Consider the following 18,189-nt stretch of genomic DNA (forward strand, 5'->3'; position numbering starts at 1 on the left):
CAAGTCGCTAGCACTTAGGCGACCGTTACCCACGCAACAGGCCTCTGTCCAGGGCCTAATGGCCCTGGCCGGCTACCGCAGCGTCGCGGCGCCGTCCGCGGTGACGGCAACCTTGGCGCCACCGATATCTTCGCGCACGGTCGCCGCGGCCGCGGCGGGGTCGGCGACGACGGCCAGGGTGCGCGCCCCGTCGGGCGTGCGCACCGAGACGAAGGCCTTCTCGGGTTTGCCGTCGCGGTCGAACGGGGTGGTCCAGGCTTCGACGGTCCCGACGCCCTCCCAGGAGACCAGGCCCTCGCGGGTGGGTTCGCGGTCGACCGCCGGTTGGGCGTTCTGCCAACGGAATTCGGCCGGTGGCTCGGTGCCGTAGACGCCGAAGCTGTGCTTGGTCAGGTATCCGCCGTTGGCCGTGATGAGGGCGCGGCGCCCGGGGTTGGCCGCCAGTAGCTCGGCCATCGTGGCGATGGAATGCATCACGTAGTTGCTCCACGGGCCGCCGGCGAAGGTCAGCCCGCCGGTGACGGTGAGCGGGCGGGCGGGGTCGTCGACGGCCAGCCCGAGTTCGGCCGCAGCTACCTGAACGGCGGAGGGAAAGCAGGAGTACAGGTCGACGTAGTCGACGTCGTCGATGCCCAGCCCCGCCAGCTCCAGCGCCCGGGCGCCGCCGATGCGGATGGCCGCCGAGCGGTGCAGCTCGTCGCGCTCGGCGATGGCCGGGGTGTCGTGGGCGTCGGTGCCCGCGTGCGGGTAAACCCACCGCTCGGTGGGCACGCCCAGGCGTTCGGCCTGCTGGACGGAGGTCAGGACCAGCGCTGCGCCCTGGTCGACCATGTTGTTGGAGTTCATCAACTTGGTGTACGGCCAGCTGATCATCCGGTTCTGTGGGGCGGGTCGCCGGATTTCCTCGGCGGTCACCGGTTTGCGGATCCAGGCGTGCGGGTTGTCGACCGCGACGGCGTTGAACCGCGCCCACAGGTCGGCGACGCGCTCGATGTGGTGCTCGATCGACTCGCCGTCGGCGATGCGAAGCGCCTGCTCGAACAGCGGGTACACGTAGGCCGGCCGGTCCAGCCCGATCCGGATCTCGGCCTCGCCGGCCATCGGGACGTCGTCGCCGGCGACCGGCGCCATCGGCACGGAACCGTCCTGCACGGTCCACTCGAGTCTGCCGCCCCTGGCCTTGAGCCCCCTGCGGGTGCGCCAGGTCTCGGCGCCGGCCAGCAGCACGACGCCGGCCCGCCCCCGCTGGATGTCCAGGCAGGCCTGGTTGACCAGCGACTGCGGCACGTTGCCGCCGACGGGGCTGTACAGGGTGTTGAAGTCGCGGGCGCCGATCCGCCCGCCCAACAGCAGCCCGGGATCGCGGTACTGCGCCGACAGGATGTTCACCACGCGGATGGAATCGACGGCCTCGAGCACCCGGGAATCGGCCGCCCGGCGGGCCGCGGCGGCCATCAGGTCGACCGGCTCGATCGACCGCGTCGCCGGGTCGATGTCGTCGCGGCAATTGACCTGGCCGTAGCCGATCAACACCGGTGTCCTGGGATCGACGGTCATACGACGAATTTAGCGGGGCTATGAATCGGGCCGGGGCCGGGGACTAGCCGTTCGCGAACAGCACGCCCTCGTCGATCAGCCGCTCGGTCTCGTCGGCGCTCATGCCGAGCAGACGGCGGCAGATCTCCCGCGTGTCCTGGCCGGGCAGTGGGGCCGGGCGGTGCGGGGCGGGCGGAATGTGCCGAAACGGCGCCGGGCCGGTCTCGGCCGGCAGCGGTCGCTCGATCAGCGGGTGAACCATGTCGCTGAACAGCTTTCGCTCGATCAGCTGCGGGTCCTCCAGGATGTCGGGCGGGCGGTTCATCGGTCCGGCGGGAACGCCCGCCGACTGCAGCAGTTCAGCGACGCGCACCGGGGTGCGGGTGCGGGTCAGGGTGGACACCAGCTCCACCAGCTCGCGCCGGTTGGCCAGGCGCGCCTCGCCGGTAGCAAAGCGCGGGTCATCGGCCCATTGCGGATGATCGAAAAGCCTTGCCATACGGCGCCATTCGTCGTCCGAACCGATCGAGATGACGCACCATTCGTCGTCGCCGGCGCACGGATACACCGCGTGCAGGCTGGTGTCGTCGCGGATCGGGCCGAGGCCGGCGGCCCGCGCGGCCTCCAGGACGTACAGCGTGTCGAGCTGATTGACCACGACCTCGGCCTGCGAAATGTGCACGTGGGCGCCGTGGCCGGTCCGGTTGCGGCGGATCAGCGCGGCCAGCGCCGCGATCGCGGTGACCCGCCCGACCACGTGGTCGGGAAATATCGTCGTCGCGTCGTAGAAGGAATGCCGCGCGCCGTCGGCGGCGCCGTCCGGATCGTCGGACGTCCAGAGCCGGGTGACGCCGGTGGCGGCGCGCACCAGCGGGCCGTAGCCCATCCGGGTGCTCCACGGCCCGGTGTCGCCGAACGCGCTGCTGCCGGCGAGCACGATCCGCGGGTTGAGCCGGCGCAGGTTGTCATAGGAAAACCCAAGGGCGGCAAGGGTTCCCGGTTTGAAGTTGGCGAACACCGCATCGGCCTCCGCGACCAGTCGCCCGAAGAGGTCCTTGCCCCGCGGGCTGCGCAGGTCCAGACCGAGCCCGAGCTGGTTGCGGTGGGTCCACGCGAACGACTCGCTCATGGCGGCGCCGGCGCGGGCCTGCCGCAGCCCGTCCGGGTAGTCGGCGCTTTCGACCTTGATGATCTCGGCGCCCAGGTCGCCGAACAACCGGCTCAGCTCTCCGCCGGCGACGATGATGCCCAGGTCGAGAATCCGCAGCCCCGCCAACGGCTGTTCGCCGACCCTGCCCGAGGGGGCCGATACCACCGCGGGATTGGCGCGCCAGTACGGTTCGTCCGCCCCCGCGGTGGGCGCCGGGGAGCGAAAACCCGACCGCTGCCCGTCGACGACGAAATAACCGGTGGGCACGGCGGTGCGCACGCCCGGGACGAGCTCGGCCTGCGTGATCGCGCCCACCGCCTGGAAGTGTTCGGAGCCCAGGACCCAGGACGGCGGCAGCACCGCCGCGATCGGCACGCCGTGCGCCTGCCCGGCGGCCACCAGATCCTTCATCGTCTGCTCGGCGAACAGCGCCCGCACCAGCACGCTGATCTCCGGCCAGGCCGCAAAGCGGGCACCGATGGCGTCGTATGCGGGGTCTTGGAAGGCCTCCGGCTCCCCCAGCCAGCGCCGCAGGCCGCGCCACTGCCGCGGTGCCATCACGCACAACCGGACGTAGCCGTCGCTGCACGGCAGGATCGGGTACGCGTCCTGGTTTTTCGGCCGTCCGCGCCACCCTCCGCTGCGACGCGCGCCGGCGGCGGCCTGGCCGTGGGCGCCGAACGCCGGGTCGAGCGCCATCACGACGGCGTCGAACCGGGCGAAGTCAATGTAATCGCCCGTGCCGCAACGTAGTCGGTTGTAGTAGGCGACAAGCGCGGCCCAGGCCGCCTGCACGGCTGCGGTGGACGACGCGATGCCGTCCGGCGGCAACACCGGGGTGCCGGTGGTGGGCCCGGATCGCGACAACGAGCCGGACATCGCGTACAACACCGGGTCGGTGGCGCGCCACGACGACCGCGGGCCCGTCGCGCCGAAGTCGGTGATCGAGAGCACCACCAGGTGCGGGTATCGGGCGGCCAAATCGGGGCCCGGCGCGCCGAATGCGGCGGCCAGCCCGTCCAGGCCGCTGTCCACCACGATGTCGGCCTCGGCGGCGAGATCGAGCAACCGGTAGCAGGCGTCCTCGTCGAGCGGGTCCAGCACGGCACTGCGCTTGTTGGCGTTGTGCACAGCGAACGGGATGCTCGTGCCGGCCAGCGTCGGCAATTGCTCGCGCTCCAGGTCGCCCCCGGGCGGCTCGACCTTGAGCACGTCGGCGCCCAGATCGGCGAACAGCCGGGTCACCGCGTCGGCATCGCCGTTCGACAGGTCGAGGACGCGAACGCCATCCAGCAACCCGTCGCCCATCCGCCCACCGTACCCGAGCCTCCGCAGCTAACCCCGGGCGTTGGCGCGGCGCCCAAATGCCCGGCCGCCCAAGCCGGTTCGAACGGAAATCCGGACCCGCTACGCTCGGTAGTTCTGTCGACGATCCCCCGGATGGAGGCCCACCGCGCATGACCGCCCACCTGAGCTACGTCGAGGCCGTGATCGTCGGCGCGTTCCAGGGCGTCACCGAGCTGTTCCCGGTCTCCAGCCTGGGGCACTCGGTCGTGGTGCCGGCACTGGTCGGTGGGCAATGGGCCCGGGACCTCAGCGTCTCGGCCCCCGAGTCGCCCTACCTGGCGTTCATCGTCGGCCTGCACGTCGCCACCGCCGCCGCGCTGCTGGTGTTCTTCTGGCGGGACTGGCTGCGCATCGTGGCCGGCTTCGTGTCGTCGGTGCGGCATCGCCGCATCGAGACGCCCGACGAGCGGCTCGCCTGGCTGATCGTCGTCGGCACCATACCGGTGGGGCTGGCCGGGGTGGCCCTCGAGCACCTGTTCCGGACCACACTGGGCAAGCCGATCCCGGCGGCGGCGTTCCTGGTGCTCAACGGCATCGTCCTGTATGCGGGTGAGGTGTTGCGCCGCCGCGTGTCGCCGGCGGGTGCCGTGGACGAGCGCAACGAGCCGCACAGCGGTGAGGCCATTGACAACCGGCTGGCCCAGCTGTCGATGCGCCGCGGGTTGGTGATCGGCGCCTCCCAGATCCTGGCGTTGCTCCCCGGCATCAGCCGCTCCGGCATCGCCATGGTGGCCGGCCTGTGGCGCGGCCTGTCGCACGAAGACGCCGCCCGCTTCTCCTTCCTGCTGGCCACGCCGATCATCCTGGCCGCCGGGGTCTACAAGATCCCCGATCTTTTCGGGCCGGTCGGGGCGGGCATCCACGGCCAGGTGCTGGCCGGCAGCGTCGCCTCCTTCGTCGCCGCCTACCTGGCCGTCCGCTACCTCACCCGGTACTTCCAGACCCGCACCCTGACGCCGTTCGCCGTCTACTGCGCGCTGGCGGGCGGGATCAGCCTGGTGGTGCTCAGCCTGCGCTGAAGCGCGCACCGGCTTCGCCTAACCTGGGATCACCTTCCGTCGCATCGTCGACCGAAGGTCGATCGACGAGTTCGGAGACTGCGCATGAGCCATGCCGAAGCGCGAGGGGCCGCGCCGGAACGGGAATCGGTGTGGGATTATCCACGACCGCCCCGCCTGGAGCCCTTCACCGGGCGGATCACCGTGGAGCTGGGCGGCGAAGTGATCGCGTCGACCGAGCAGGCCTGGAGGGTGCTCGAGACCAGTCATCCGCCGACCTATTACCTCCCGCGGGAAGCCTTTGCCGGCGCAACATTGCGTCAGGCGTCCGGAAGCTCGTGGTGTGAGTGGAAAGGGCAGGCCACCTACTACGACCTGGTGAGCGCCACCGCGGTCGCCCCCAAGGCCGCGTGGAGCTACCTGCACCCGTCGCCCGGGTTTGCGTCGCTACGCGGCGCGGTCGCGGTGCTGGCGGCGAAGGTCGACCGCTGCACCGTCAACGGCGAGGTCGTGGTCCCACAACCGGGCGGCTTCTACGGGGGTTGGATCACGAGCTGGATCACCGGACCGTTCAAAGGCGTCCCCGGCTCCGCGGGTTGGTGACCACTCACGAGGCCGTTGCCGGTGCGGTCCGCATCCGGCCGATCACGCTCCCGAGGATCGCGCTGCGAAGGCGCCGGGGCAGCGCCATGAGCGAAGCGGTCAGGAACTTCGCCTGCAGACCGGGCACGACGGTGGTCCGGCGTCCCAGCGCCGAAAGGGTGGCTTCGGCGACCACCTCCGGCGTGGTCGCTGAACTCATGGTCATCCCGGCCCGCGCGCCGAAGCCGGTACGGACGGGACCCGGTGCCACCGACAAGACGTCGACGCCCCGCGGCTTCAGCTCGCCGTGCAGCGCCTCGGCGAAGCCCTGGACGTAGGCCTTGGTCGCCGAGTAGGTCGCCTGCCCCGGAACGCCCTGCCACCCGACGATCGACCCGAACAACACGATGCCGCCGCTTCCGCGGCGGACCAATCGGGGTGTGAACGCGTGCGCGAGCGCGGTCACCGCGGTGACGTTGACCGCGATCATCTCCAGCTCCGGCCCGAGCGCCAAGTCGGGGAACTGACCCACGGTGCCGAAGCCCGCGGCCAGCACCACGAGGCCGACGTCGAGGTGGCTCGTCGCTTCGGCGACCGTCGCCGGGCCGTTCGCGTCGGCGAGATCCGCTGCGACGACCAGGGTTTCGACGCCCGTGGCGGCGTTCACCTCCCGGGCGATCGCGTCCAGCCGCGCCCTGCCTCGGGCCACCAGCACCAGGTTGAGACCGCGGCGTGCCAGCTCGTGGGCGATCGCCCGGCCGATGCCGTCGCTGGCCCCGGTGACCAAGGCCCACGGTCCGTAACGGCTGCGAAACCGATTGGCGCTCATGGCGCAAGCATAGCGATGGATGTTATCGGCGTCAACATAAGACGGTCGCTAGCCGATGCCGCGCTCGAACGCGTCGAGCAGGCGGCCGGTGATCCGCCGCTTGTCGGCCTCCGGCAGGCCGCTCAACGCCCCGTCCAAATACAGCGTGGCCAACCCGTGGACGGCGGCCCACGCCGCTTCGTCGAGTCCGGCCCGACGGCGGGGCGCGACCACTCCGGTCTTTACCAGGTCGTCGACGCAGCGCCGCAGGAGCTGGAACGGATGTTGTTCCCCCGCAACCGTTTCTGCGGCCTCGACGGTCTCGCGGCTGGCCGGGTGAGACGCGAAAGCGGTGCGGAACAGTCCGGGTTCGGTGAGCGCGAAGTCGACGTACGCGTGACCGGTGGCGCGGAATCGTGCCAGCGCCCGGCGCTTTCGATCGCCGCGTGCCGGCACCGCGTTCAGGGCCTCCTGCATCGTGGTGGCCAGCTGTTCCAGGGCGTAGGCGATGACACCCGCGAGCAATTCATCACGGTCCGCATAGTGGCGGTAGGCGGCCGCGTTGCTCACGCCCGCCCGGCGCTGTACGTCACGCATGACCACCGCGTCGGGTCCGCCGGCGCGGGCCAGTTCCACCGCGTGGTCCAGCAGGGCCCTGCGCAGGTCCCCGTGGTGGTACGTGTCAGTGGATGACCGGGTTTGATGCGCTCCTGGCGGTCGTGGCATAGCGCTATGGTGACATCGCCGCTCGGCGGTTTCCGGCGGGACTCACCGCGGCACGCGGAAAGGTTTGCCACTTCAATTGGGGTGCGTCGCCCGCTCTTCGGTGAAGCACGATGGCGGCACTTCCCCCCAGGTGGTCGGCAATGCCGTCACGGCGAGCGTGCCGTAGTTGACGGAGACCTCGCCGAGCCGGCCGCGCAGGCGCCGGTAGATGACCCCGTGTGCGCCGTCGGTGATGTAGTCGCGCAGCGAGGTTTCGCTGTCGAACGCGCCGAAGGTCCGGAATCTGCCCCGCTCCCAGTCGATGTCGAATCCGAAGCGGATCATGCCGGGAAAGGCTTTGGCGTGCGCTATCACCGACGGTATCGCCGCGGCGAAGGCGGGCAGGTGTTGCAGCCGTCGCACCTGGAGTTGCAACCACACGGAGGGGTAGCCGTCCGCGCACCCTTGCGCGGTCGGCAGCCGCTTCTCGCCGTCGAACATCACCTTCACAACCGCGCGCCTTCCTTTACCATGTTATCGCCGTAAACATACCAGGTTGTTGCGGCGCGGGCAACGGGCGATGCCCATCGGCGTGGATGCTTCCTAGACCGGCTGGCACCGGTAGCGCAGCTGACGCGCCGGCGTGTCGCCGAAAGGCGTTGTGCGGCAACCGCCGTCGAAGTTCCAGCCGTCGCGTTCGTAGAACCTCCGGGCCGAGGCGTTGCCCTCGAGCACCCACAACACGGCGCCCGCCACGCCCACGAGGCGGAGCCGCTCCCGGGCGGCGGCCATCAGCAACCGACCCACCCCGCGGCGCACATGCGCGGGATCGACGTAAATCGCCATCAGCTCACCGAAATTCGGCAGGTCGCCGTCACGGCACAGGCCGGTGGTGACCAGGCCGCGGATCGCCGAACCGTCGACCGCGACCAACGTGGACGGCATCCGCAGCCCCACCCGGCCGAAGGTGTACCGGTCGGCGAAGAAGGCAGGCTCGAGCTCGTCGAGAAAGTCCCGCGCGATCAGGCCCTGGTAGGCCGACCGCCACGACCGCAGCTGCACCCGGGCCACATCGTCGGCGTCCGCCAGGACGGCCGCCCGCACCTCGGTCACCGTTGCAGTATCGGCCGCGACGGCGCTATTTGCGCGTCGCGGCGCCGAGTGCTGTGCTTAGCCCATCGTCAAACCTGACACCCGTCAACTTCGCTGGAGGACCGCCATGGCAGACACGGCATCGATCGGCCTGAAGGTCCGCGGCAAGGTCATCGTGATCACCGGCGGGGCGCGCGGCATCGGGCTGGCCACCGCGACCGCGCTGCACAACCTCGGCGCCAAGGTCGCCATCGGCGACGTCGACGAGGTACGGGTGAAGGAGTCGGGCGCCGCGCTCGGCCTGGACGTCTACGGCAAGCTCGACGTCACCGACACGCATTCGTTCGCCGACTTCCTGGACGAGGTCGAGCGCCAACTGGGCCCGATCGACGTGCTGATCAACAACGCCGGCATCATGCCGGTCGGCCGCATCGTCGACGAGCCGGACGCGGTCACCCGCCGCATCCTGGACATCAACGTCTACGGCGTGATCCTGGGCAGCAAGCTGGCCGCACAGCGCATGGTCCCGCGCGGCTCCGGCCACGTCATCAACGTCGCCTCGCTGGCCGGTGAGCTCAACGTCGTCGGCCTGGCCACCTACTGCGCCAGCAAGCACGCGGTCGTCGGGTTCACCGATTCGGCCCGGCTGGAGTATCACTCGACCGGCGTGAAGTTCTCCATGGTGTTGCCGACGTTCGTCAACACCGAGCTCGTCGCCGGGACCCCCGGGATGAAGGGGTTCCGTAACGCCGAACCGGCCGAGATCGCCGACGCGATCGTCGGGCTGATCGCCCGCCCGAAGCCTCGGGTGCGGATCACCAAGGCCGCCGGGGCCATGGTGGTGTCCCAGAAATTCTGGCCACGCCGCCTCGCCGAGGGGCTCAACCGGATGCTCGGCGGCGACCACGTCTTCACCGACGACGTCGACGTGGAAAAGCGCCGGGCCTACGAGGCGCGCGCCCGCGGCGAGGAGTCGTCGGCGATCGCGAGCGCGGCGGAGCCGGGCGATGCGGGTCGCCGCCATCAGGAGTAGCGAGCGCGACGAGCGGTGTTCAACTGGGGCGCGGACAATCGGGCGGGTGACCGCAGAAACCGCAGCATCCGCGACGACCGTTTCCCTCGCCGACGACGAAGTCAACCTGATCAATGCGTATTGGCGCGCCGCCAATTACCTGTCGGTCGGGCAGATTTATCTGCTCGACAACCCGCTGCTGACCGAGCCGCTGGCGCCCGAACACGTCAAGCCCCGGCTGCTGGGGCACTGGGGCACCACGCCCGGGCTCAACCTCGTCTACGCCCACCTGAACCGCGTCATCCGCAACCGCGACGCCAACGTCATCTACGTCACGGGGCCCGGGCACGGCGGCCCCGGGCTGGTAGCGAACGCCTACCTCGAGGGCACCTACAGCGAGGTCTACACCGGCATCGAGGAGGACGCCGAAGGGCTGCGAAAGCTGTTCCGGCAGTTCTCTTTTCCCGGCGGCATCCCCAGTCACGTGGCGGCCCAGACCCCGGGGTCGATCCACGAGGGCGGCGAACTGGGCTACGCGCTGGTGCACGCCTACGGCGCGGCTTTCGACAACCCGGACCTGGTGGTGGCCTGCGTGGTCGGCGACGGCGAGGCGGAGACCGGCCCGCTGGCCGCCAGCTGGCATTCCAACAAGTTCCTCAACCCGGTCACCGACGGCGCGGTGCTGCCCATCCTGGCGCTCAACGGCTACAAGATCGCCAACCCGACCGTGCTGGCGCGCATCCCCCACCCCGAGCTGGAAGCGCTGCTGCGCGGTTACGGCTACCGGCCGATCACGGTCGCCGGTGACGACCCCACCGACGTGCACCGGCAATTGGCCGCCGCGCTGGACGACGCCTTCGACGACATCGCGGCCATCCAGAGCGCGGCGCGCGGCGGCAACAGCGTCGCGCGGCCCGTCTGGCCGATGATCGTGCTGCGCACGCCCAAGGGCTGGACCGGGCCGAAAATGGTGGATGGCAAGAAGGTCGAGGGCACCTGGAGGGCGCACCAGGTGCCGCTGGCCGAGACGCACGACAACCCGACGCACCGCGCGCAGCTGGAGGAATGGCTGCGCAGCTACCGGCCCGAGGAATTGTTCGACGCCGGCGGCGCGCTGCGCCCCGAGCTGCGGGCGCTGGCGCCGCGCGGCGACCGCCGGATGAGCGCCAACCCGCACGCCAACGGCGGCCTGCTGCTGCACGACCTCGACCTGCCCGACTTCCGCGACTACGCCGTGCCGGTGTCGCGTCCGGCCACCCAGACGCACGAGGCCACCCGGGTCCTGGGCACCTTCCTGCGCGACGTGATCGCCCGCAACTCCGACCGGTTCCGCCTGATGGGTCCCGATGAGACCGCCTCGAATCGGCTCGACGCCGTGTACGGGTCGACGGCCAAGGTGTGGATGTCGGAGATATCACCCGACGACGAGCACCTCGCGCCGGACGGCCGGGTGATGGAGGTGCTCTCCGAGCACCTGTGCCAGGGCTGGCTGGAGGGCTACCTGCTGACCGGCCGGCACGGCCTGTTCAACTGCTACGAGGCGTTCGTGCACATCGTCGACTCGATGCTCAACCAGCACGCGAAATGGCTTGCCACCAGCCGTGAACTGCCTTGGCGGCGGCCGATCGCGTCGCTGAACTACCTGCTGACCTCGCACGTGTGGCGCCAGGACCACAACGGTGCGTCGCACCAGGATCCCGGGTTCATCGACCTGGTCGCCAACAAGCGGGCCGAGCTGACGCGGGTGTATCTGCCGCCGGACGGCAACACGCTGTTGTCGGTGGCCGACCACTGCCTGCGCAGCCGCAACTACGTCAATGTCATCGTCGCCGGCAAGCAGCCCGCGCTGGCCTACCTGGACATGGACGAGGCGATCGCCCACTGCGCGCGCGGCCTGGGCATCTGGCCGTGGGCGAGCACCGCCAGCGCCGAACCCGACGTGGTGCTGGCCTGCGCCGGGGACATCCCGACGCTCGAGACCCTGGCAGCGGCCGACATCCTGCGCCGCGAACTGCCCGGGCTGGCGGTCCGGGTGGTCAACGTCGTCGACCTGATGCGCCTACAGCCGGAATCCGAGCACCCACATGGCTTGCCGGACAGGGAATTTGACGCGCTGTTCACCCGCGACAAGCCGGTCATCTTCGCCTACCACGGCTACCCGTGGCTGATCCATCGGCTGACCTATCGGCGCACCAACCATCCGCACATCCATGTGCGCGGGTTCAAGGAGCGTGGCACCACCACGACGCCGTTCGACATGGTGATGCTCAACGACCTCGACCGGTTCCACCTCGTCATGGACGTCATCGACCGGGTCGACGGGCTGGCCAGCCAGGCCGCGGTGCTGCGTCAGCGTATGGTCGACGCCCGGCTGGCGGCCCGCGGCTACACCCGGGAGCACGGCGAGGACGACCCGGCGATCTCGGCCTGGACCTGGGAGGAACGTCGCGAGTGACGGGCGGGTGATCTTGCGCGCCGGGCTCTCCCGAGCTCAGCGATAGTCCCTCGGCTTCTCGGCGTCGATGTGCCAGATCCAATTACCGTTGAGGGGCCTGTCGAAGACAAGAGCACCCGTGGGAGCGATGACAAATATCGAGAGCAACGTCCAAATCGTTGTCGCCATCGGTTGCTCCTCTCGTGCGAGCTGATCCTTCACGTTGTAACCATCTTGGATAGTTACATCTTGCGCCCGACGGTGAAACCTGTCAAGGTGGTTACGTGAAGTTCCAGTACGTGGGCGGTCGGCGATGCCTCGACTTCGTGGGCACGCTGAGGTATCGAACGTCGGCCCGCGAGGAACTGCTGACTGACCCGCAACGGCTGTCGGACTGGGCGGTCGGGGCCGGGCTGCTGGATGCGGGGATCGAGATCACCGACGACGAGCTGGCCACGGCGATCGCGCTGCGCGAAGCCATCTATCGCGTCGTCTCGGCAAGGCTCAGCGGCGACGCGCCCGAGGTCGCCGACGTCGACCTGCTCAATGAGCAGGCCGCCCAGCGCCAGCTCACCCCCGTGTTGCACCCGGACGGATCCGTGCGCCGCGACGGCACCGCGCCGCAGCTCCTCGCGGTGCTGGCCGCCGATCTGCTCGACCTCTACGGCGGGCCCGACATCGAGCGCGTCAAGGAATGCGCCGCTCCTCGCTGCACCCGCCTCTACATCGACGCGTCGCGGGCCCGCAACCGGCATTGGTGTGGGATGGGCACGTGCGGCAACCGGGCCAAGGTCCAGGCGTTCCGCGCCCGTCAGCATGCCGCCGCCGGGGCGCCCTCCTCCGACTGAGCCGGGTAAACGGGGCTCACAGGTAAACTTGGCGGATGCCCGACGCCATCGCTGCCGCACAGCCCTCGGCGCTGCACCGGTTCCACGTCCACCTCGACATCGCCGTGGTCGTCGCGGTGCTGGTGCTGACCAACCTGATCGCGCACTTCACGACGCCGTGGGCCAGCATCGCCACCGTCCCGGCCGCCGCCGTCGGCCTGGCGATCCTGATGCGCGCCCGGGGTCTGGACTGGGCCGACCTCGGCCTGGGCCGGCAGCACTGGCGGTCCGGGTTGGGGTATGCGCTGGCCGCCGTCGGCGTCGTCGCGGCGGTTATCACGCTGGGGATCCTGTTGCCCATGACCCGGCCGATGTTCCTGAACAACCACTACGCCACGATCTCCGGCGCGCTGGTCGCCTCCATGGTGATCATCCCGCTGCAGACCGTGATCCCCGAGGAGCTGGCCTTCCGGGGTGTGCTGCACGGCGCGCTGAACCGGGCCTGGGGTTTCCGGGGGGTGGCGCTGGGCGGGTCGCTGCTGTTCGGCCTGTGGCACGTCGCCACCTCGCTGGGGCTCACCAGCAACAACGTCGGCTTCACCCGGCTGTTCGGCGGCGGCTTCGCTGGGATGCTGGCCGGGGTGACGCTTGCGGTGCTGGCGACGGGGGCGGCCGGGTTCGTCTTCAGCTGGCTGCGCCGGCGCAGCGGCAGCCTGATCGCGCCGATCGCGCTGCACTGGTCGCTGAACGGCCTCGGTGCCCTGGCCGCGGCGCTGGTCTGGCACCTGTCGACCTGAGGTCGAATCAGACCAGCAGCACCGCCGCGCCCGCGATGCGCCCGGCGCTGAGATCGGCCAGGGCCTCGTCGGCCCGGTCGAGCGGGTACTCCGGCGTGGTCACCTCGATGTGGTGCTGTCCGGCGAAGTCCAGGAAGGCCCGCGCGTCGGCGCGGGTGTTCGAGGTGACCGACCGTACCTGGCGTTCCTGAAACAGGTGGCGCTGGTAGTTCAGGGGCGGGATATCGGAGAGGTGAATGCCCGCGATCGCCAGCGTGCCGCCGCGGTCCAGCGCCTCCAGCGCCGGCAGCACCAGCTCCCCCACCGGCGCAAAGAGGATCGCGGCGTCCAGCGGCACGGGTGGCGGGTCGGCGGCGCCCTGCGCCGACGCCGCCCCGAGCTCCAGCGCCAGCCGGCGGGCGTCGGCCCCGCGGGTCATCACGTGCACTTCGGCACCCTGAGCCAACGCCACCTGCGCGGTGATATGGGCGCTGCCGCCGAAGCCGTACAGACCCAGCCGTCCCCCCGGCGGCAGCTCGGCGCGCAGCAGGGAGCGGTACCCGATGATGCCCGCACACAGCAGCGGCGCCAGTTCGGTGTCGCTGTAACCGCTCGGCAGGTGATGCGCGAAAGCTGCTGGGACAGTGGCGAATTCGGCGTATCCACCATCGGCGTCCCAGCCGGTGTAGCGGGAGTCCGGGCAGAGGTTCTCGTTGCCCCGCCGGCAGTACTTGCACACGCCACAGGTGTGCCGCAGCCAGGCGATGCCCACCCGGTCCCCCGGTTTGAACTCATCACCGGCCTCGGCGCCGACTTCGACGACCTCGCCCACCACCTCGTGGCCCGGCGTCACCCCCTCGCGGTGTACCGGGAGGTCGCCCTCGGCGACGTGCAGGTCGGTGCGGCACACGCCGCATGCCCGCACCGCGACCAGCAACTCCGATGGTTGGGGCCTCGGCACCTCGGCGGTGACCCGCTCGAGCGGGCCGGTCTCCATGGGTCCCGGGCGGCGCACCCGCCATGCGCGCATCGTCGTGGTCGTCGCCGCCCGGGCCATGCCTACATCATGCCGGGTTAGCCGCGGTCAGGTCCGGTGCCGCACCATGCCCACGACCCAGAGCAGGATCAGCGATCCGAGCAGCGCGGTGAAGAAGGTGAAGATGTAGCCGCCGCCGGCGGTGTTGAGGAAGAAACTCAGGATGAAGCCACCGATCAACGCGCCGACGATGCCGATCACGATGTCCATCAGGATGCCGGCTCCGCTGCCCCTCATGATCCGGCTGGCGAGCGCGCCCGCCAGACCGCCGATGATGATGTAGCCGATCCAGCCGACGCTGGTCAGGGTGGATGATCGGGCAAGAAATTCGGTTGCTGCGATGACGTCCATACGGGTCTCCTTGCAATCCGTGGCAAAGCCCAGCGGGACCGCTGGGCCGTGCCCAGGGAATACCCCATTTCTCCCTATGAAACATGCGCCAAATTGCCGGATTCGGGCCGGCGGGGAGGGTCAGCGAAAGGGGGTCCGGCGGCCCGTCAGCTCGCCACGTTCCGCTGCGGCGTCGGCGCGGTACCGGGAGTGACTTCGCCCGCGGGCGCCTGGCCCGGAGCCGGGGCGGGAGCGGGAGCACCGGGGGCCGGCGCGGGGGCTCCGGGAGCCGGCGCCGGGGCGGCCGGCGGCGTCCACGGCTGGATGGACTCGGCGAGAGCCTTCGCCGCGCCCTGGTCCACCGGGTCGTTCGAGGTCCCCAGCCACACCACGAACCAGCGCTGCGGGGGCCCGTTCCCGGCCGAGGGCGAGCCGACGACGCCCGTCCAGATCTGGCCGTTGGGCTTGGACGGATCGCTGAACTTCACCTCGTAGTACGACGCGCTTCCGGTGATCCCGTTGGCGGCGGTCAGCGGTTCGCTCGTCTGGTTGATCCGGGTGCCGGGATAGGGCATGAAGAACTCACCCATGTCCGAGCCGAGCCGCACCGCGGCTTTGGCGTTGGTGGCTTCGGCGCTGGCATAGAGCTTCTGGTCCAGCCGGCCCATCACGATGCGCGTGTCGTTGGCGACCGGCGGCGCCTGCCCGGGCGCCGGGGGCTGTCCGGTGGTCTTGCTGAGCAACTCCGAACCGTAGTCCAGGTGGGACGCGTCGGATTCGACCCACGCAGGGGGCAGCACGAAGCTGAAGCCGCCGACGGCGTTGCCGATCCGGCCGGCGTTGGGGTCGACGGCCGGTGGCGGTGGCGCGTTCGGGTCAACCGGTGGCGGGGGCGGCGCCGGGTTCTGATCGCCCGGTTGCGCCTGCGGCGCCCCGGGAGCGCCCGGCGGGGGCGGCGTCGTGGTGGTCGCCGGCGCGGGCGCGGGCGCGGCCGTCGTGCTCGGCGGGACCGGGGTCGGGGTCTCCGGATCGGCGCTGGACGTCGCCGGTAATGCGATGGCGACCGCGCCCGCGCTGGTCACCGTGGCGATCGCCAGCGTCGCCCAGAATCCTTTGCGACGTGTCGAGTTCGCGTCCACCTGCTCCATGGCGACGAACCTACCGCGTTACCGCTGTGACGCAAGGGTGCCGTGCGGCAGTTCTGCCGATGTTGCCGATGTGCAACCTTGGGCGGTCCCCGCAGGTCACCGGGGTGCCGGATACAGCGTCACCTCGTGGGCCTTGACGGAGAACCACACCCGCTCCCCCGGCGTCAGCCGCAGTTCCGTGGCCGCGTCCGCGGTGATCTCTGCGGCCAGCCCGGGTGCGCCGTCCGGCTGTTCCCGGCTCCGCACCAGAACCGCGGACCCGCGGGCGTCGAGTTCGGCGACCGTCACCTCGACCGCATTGCGTGGGCTGCCGTGCGGCCGGTCCCGGTACACCGCGACGGCCGTGGGTGGGAACACCGCGACCGCGTGGACGACGTGGGCGTCCAGCCGCTGGCCTGGGGCTGCCTGCCAGTGCGCGCCGGAGTGGTCGCGCAACGACCCGTCGTCCCCGACGGTGCCGTCGACGATGTTGATGCCCGCGATGCGGGCGCCGAAATGACTGCGCGGGGCGGTGAGAACGCTTGACGCCGGGCCGATTTCGGCGATCCTCCCGGATTCGAGGACCAGCACCCGATCGGCCAGCGTGAATACGTCGAGCAGTTCATGGGTGACCAGGACGACCGCGCAACCGGTCCGGCTGACCACGTCGCGCAGCACCGCACGTATGCCGGCGGCCGCGGCTACGTCGAGTCCGGTCAGTGGCTCGTCGAGCAGCAACACATCGGGTTCGGCCGCCAGCGCGCGGGCGATCGCCACCCGCTGCGCCTGGCCCCCGGAGAGCTGCCGCGGTTTGCGGTCGGCGAGGCGTTCGGCGTCCACCTCGCGCAGCCAGCGCAGCGCCGTCGCCCTCCCGTTGGCCCCGGATGGGCGAAACAACCCGCGACGGCTGTGCGGCCCGAACGCGACGTTGCCGACCACGCTCAGGTGCGGGAACAGCAGCGGATCCTGCAGTAGCAGCCCCACCCGTCGATCGTGCGTTGCCACGTTCACCCCGGCCGCGGTGTCGGTCAGCACCCGATCCCCCAACCGCACCACCCCCTCGTCGGGACGAACCAGGCCGGCGATGACATGCAGCGCGGTGGACTTGCCGGCGCCGTTGGGACCCAGGACGGCCAGCACCTCGCCAGCCGACACCGAGAACTCAACATCCAGACGGCGGTCGGCGACGACGGCGCGCAGCTGCAGCTCGCTCATCGGCTGACGTCGGTCTCGGTCAGCCGGCGTGCGCCCAGGCCCAGCACCACCAGTGCGGCCACGACCACCAACAGAATCGACAGCGCCACCGCGGCGTTCGCGTCGGTCACCCGCTGCAGGTAGATCTCCAGCGGCAGCGTCCGGGTGACGCCCTGCCGGGAGCCGGCGAACGTCAACGTCGCACCGAACTCCCCCAGCGAGCGGGCGAACGCCAGCACCGCTCCCGACGTCAGCCCCGGCAGCAGCAGCGGCATTGTCACCCGCCACCACACCACGCTGGGCCGCGCGCCCAGCGTCGCGGCCACCACCTCGTAGTCGGCTCCGGCGGTGCGGGCGGCGCCCTCGAGGGAGATCACCAGGAACGGCAGCGAGACGAACGTCTGCGCCAGCACCACCGCGGTGGTGCTGAAGGCGATGCTGACGCCGGCCGCCTCCAGGTAGCGCCCGATCAAGCCGACCCGGCCGAACGCGTAAAGCAACGCGATGCCGCCCACCACCGGCGGTAGCACCAGCGGTAGCAGGATCAGCGGTCGCAGCATCCGCACCGGGCGCGCGGTGCTGCGGGCCAGCACCAGCGCCATCGGCACTCCCAGCAGCACACACAGGGCGGTGCTGGCGGCGGCCGTCTTCAGGCTCAGCGCCAGCGCCGTCCTGGACGAGGCGCTGGTGATCAGCGACCAGAAGTTCGGCCAGTCAACCTTGATCGCGATCGCCAGCAGTGGGAGCACCACGAACGCGGCTCCCACGGCGGCGGGCACGTATACCCACCGCGGCAGATCCGTACGACGCTCCCTGATACGTATGCCCCTAACCGTTGTGGGGAGATCTACACCGCCTCAACCTAGCGCCGGACGTGTTGGGAATCGGCTAGCGTCCCGCGCTCGGCGGGGTGCTTTCCGCCGATGCACCAGCTCGGTCAACTCTGTAGTGACCCGACTTCGCTCAAATCAATGGCACGACAGCGGGGCTCATGATGGAGAGCCCGGGGCATCGAGCCGGGCCTGGCGGCGGGTCGCGAGCATCGAGATCCGATGGCACCGGATAGCGCGAGCGAGTTTGGTTGTGCTGCAATCTGTTTGGGCTTTGATGTGGTGCCGTTCGCGAATCTAGTTGGTCGATGGTGGTGGTTGGGGTTGGAAGGGTGTGTACCACCACCAGTCGGCGCGTTCGCCGGTGGGTCCGGGGTAGGGCGCCACGGTGGGTGGGGGCTGGGG

At 70.4% G+C, this 18,189-nt stretch carries 18 protein-coding genes; 6 read left to right on the top strand and 12 right to left on the bottom strand.

What is annotated here, in order from left to right:
* Positions 1-72 precede the first annotated feature (72 nt).
* A complete protein-coding gene (locus tag A5696_RS09285; protein WP_067876795.1) occupies positions 73-1,557 on the bottom strand; it encodes an acetyl-CoA acetyltransferase in 1,485 nt (494 codons plus the stop codon).
* A gap of 43 nt (positions 1,558-1,600) precedes the next feature.
* The gene (locus A5696_RS09290; RefSeq protein WP_067876797.1) at positions 1,601-3,994 is read right to left on the bottom strand and encodes a CoA transferase; all 2,394 of its coding nucleotides are present in this window, start codon (positions 3,992-3,994) and stop codon (positions 1,601-1,603) included.
* A 149-nt stretch (positions 3,995-4,143) separates the two neighbouring features.
* Between A5696_RS09290 and A5696_RS09295 the strand changes: the two genes are divergently transcribed.
* Together A5696_RS09295 and A5696_RS09300 are read left to right on the top strand one after the other, a co-directional pair.
* Positions 4,144-5,052, top strand: a complete 909-nt coding sequence (locus A5696_RS09295; RefSeq protein ID WP_067876801.1) for an undecaprenyl-diphosphate phosphatase — start codon at positions 4,144-4,146, stop codon at positions 5,050-5,052.
* A gap of 84 nt (positions 5,053-5,136) precedes the next feature.
* Complete coding sequence (locus A5696_RS09300) at positions 5,137-5,634, top strand: DUF427 domain-containing protein (RefSeq protein WP_067876804.1); 498 nt, start codon at positions 5,137-5,139, stop codon at positions 5,632-5,634.
* Positions 5,635-5,638: 4 nt separating this feature from the next.
* Here A5696_RS09300 and A5696_RS09305 read toward each other — a convergent pair whose 3' ends face one another.
* The 4 genes from A5696_RS09305 to A5696_RS09320 form a co-directional block, all read right to left on the bottom strand.
* A complete protein-coding gene (locus A5696_RS09305; protein ID WP_067876807.1) occupies positions 5,639-6,442 on the bottom strand; it encodes an SDR family oxidoreductase in 804 nt (267 codons plus the stop codon).
* Between the two features lie 48 nt (positions 6,443-6,490).
* Positions 6,491-7,147, bottom strand: a complete 657-nt coding sequence (locus tag A5696_RS09310; protein ID WP_067876810.1) for a TetR/AcrR family transcriptional regulator — start codon at positions 7,145-7,147, stop codon at positions 6,491-6,493.
* A 72-nt stretch (positions 7,148-7,219) separates the two neighbouring features.
* Positions 7,220-7,636 (bottom strand): hypothetical protein, encoded by a 417-nt coding sequence (locus tag A5696_RS09315; RefSeq protein ID WP_067876814.1) that lies wholly within the window; start codon positions 7,634-7,636, stop codon positions 7,220-7,222.
* Between the two features lie 93 nt (positions 7,637-7,729).
* Positions 7,730-8,239: a GNAT family N-acetyltransferase gene (locus A5696_RS09320; RefSeq protein ID WP_067876818.1), complete on the bottom strand. Its 510-nt coding sequence runs from the start codon at positions 8,237-8,239 to the stop codon at positions 7,730-7,732.
* A 106-nt stretch (positions 8,240-8,345) separates the two neighbouring features.
* Here A5696_RS09320 and A5696_RS09325 point away from each other — a divergent pair, with 106 nt between their 5' ends.
* The 4 genes from A5696_RS09325 (at position 8,346) to A5696_RS09340 (ending at position 13,288) form a co-directional block, all read left to right on the top strand.
* On the top strand, positions 8,346-9,251 hold the full coding sequence (locus A5696_RS09325; RefSeq protein WP_067876822.1) for an SDR family oxidoreductase: 906 nt from the start codon (positions 8,346-8,348) through the stop codon (positions 9,249-9,251).
* The gene (locus A5696_RS09330) at positions 9,226-11,685 is read left to right on the top strand and encodes a phosphoketolase (protein WP_369803315.1); all 2,460 of its coding nucleotides are present in this window, start codon (positions 9,226-9,228) and stop codon (positions 11,683-11,685) included. The genes A5696_RS09325 and A5696_RS09330 overlap by 26 nt, the downstream gene beginning before the upstream one ends.
* A 263-nt stretch (positions 11,686-11,948) precedes the next feature.
* Positions 11,949-12,512: an ABATE domain-containing protein gene (locus tag A5696_RS09335; protein ID WP_067876828.1), complete on the top strand. Its 564-nt coding sequence runs from the start codon at positions 11,949-11,951 to the stop codon at positions 12,510-12,512.
* A 35-nt stretch (positions 12,513-12,547) separates the two neighbouring features.
* A complete protein-coding gene (locus tag A5696_RS09340) occupies positions 12,548-13,288 on the top strand; it encodes a CPBP family intramembrane glutamic endopeptidase (RefSeq protein WP_067876831.1) in 741 nt (246 codons plus the stop codon).
* A gap of 7 nt (positions 13,289-13,295) precedes the next feature.
* On the opposite strand, the gene A5696_RS09345 is transcribed toward A5696_RS09340, so the two are convergent.
* The 6 genes from A5696_RS09345 to A5696_RS28290 form a co-directional block, all read right to left on the bottom strand.
* Entirely contained in the window at positions 13,296-14,324 is a 1,029-nt protein-coding gene (locus tag A5696_RS09345) for a zinc-binding alcohol dehydrogenase family protein (protein ID WP_067876834.1), read from the bottom strand.
* Positions 14,325-14,351: 27 nt separating this feature from the next.
* Positions 14,352-14,654 (bottom strand): GlsB/YeaQ/YmgE family stress response membrane protein, encoded by a 303-nt coding sequence (locus tag A5696_RS09350; RefSeq protein ID WP_067876837.1) that lies wholly within the window; start codon positions 14,652-14,654, stop codon positions 14,352-14,354.
* A gap of 146 nt (positions 14,655-14,800) precedes the next feature.
* Complete coding sequence (locus A5696_RS09355) at positions 14,801-15,781, bottom strand: alanine and proline-rich secreted protein Apa (protein ID WP_067876839.1); 981 nt, start codon at positions 15,779-15,781, stop codon at positions 14,801-14,803.
* A 96-nt stretch (positions 15,782-15,877) separates the two neighbouring features.
* Positions 15,878-16,975, bottom strand: coding sequence for a sulfate/molybdate ABC transporter ATP-binding protein (locus A5696_RS09360; RefSeq protein ID WP_067876841.1), 1,098 nt, complete (start codon positions 16,973-16,975; stop codon positions 15,878-15,880).
* Entirely contained in the window at positions 16,972-17,772 is an 801-nt protein-coding gene (locus A5696_RS09365) for an ABC transporter permease (RefSeq protein WP_082956660.1), read from the bottom strand. The genes A5696_RS09360 and A5696_RS09365 overlap by 4 nt, the downstream gene beginning before the upstream one ends.
* A 309-nt stretch (positions 17,773-18,081) precedes the next feature.
* Positions 18,082-18,189, bottom strand: a 108-nt coding sequence (locus A5696_RS28290) for a hypothetical protein (protein WP_231964272.1), incomplete at its 5' end; no start/stop codon positions are given.

The sequence above is a fragment of the Mycobacterium sp. E2699 genome (assembly GCF_001666745.1).
In the GTDB taxonomy this organism is placed as follows: Bacteria; Actinomycetota; Actinomycetes; order Mycobacteriales; family Mycobacteriaceae; genus Mycobacterium.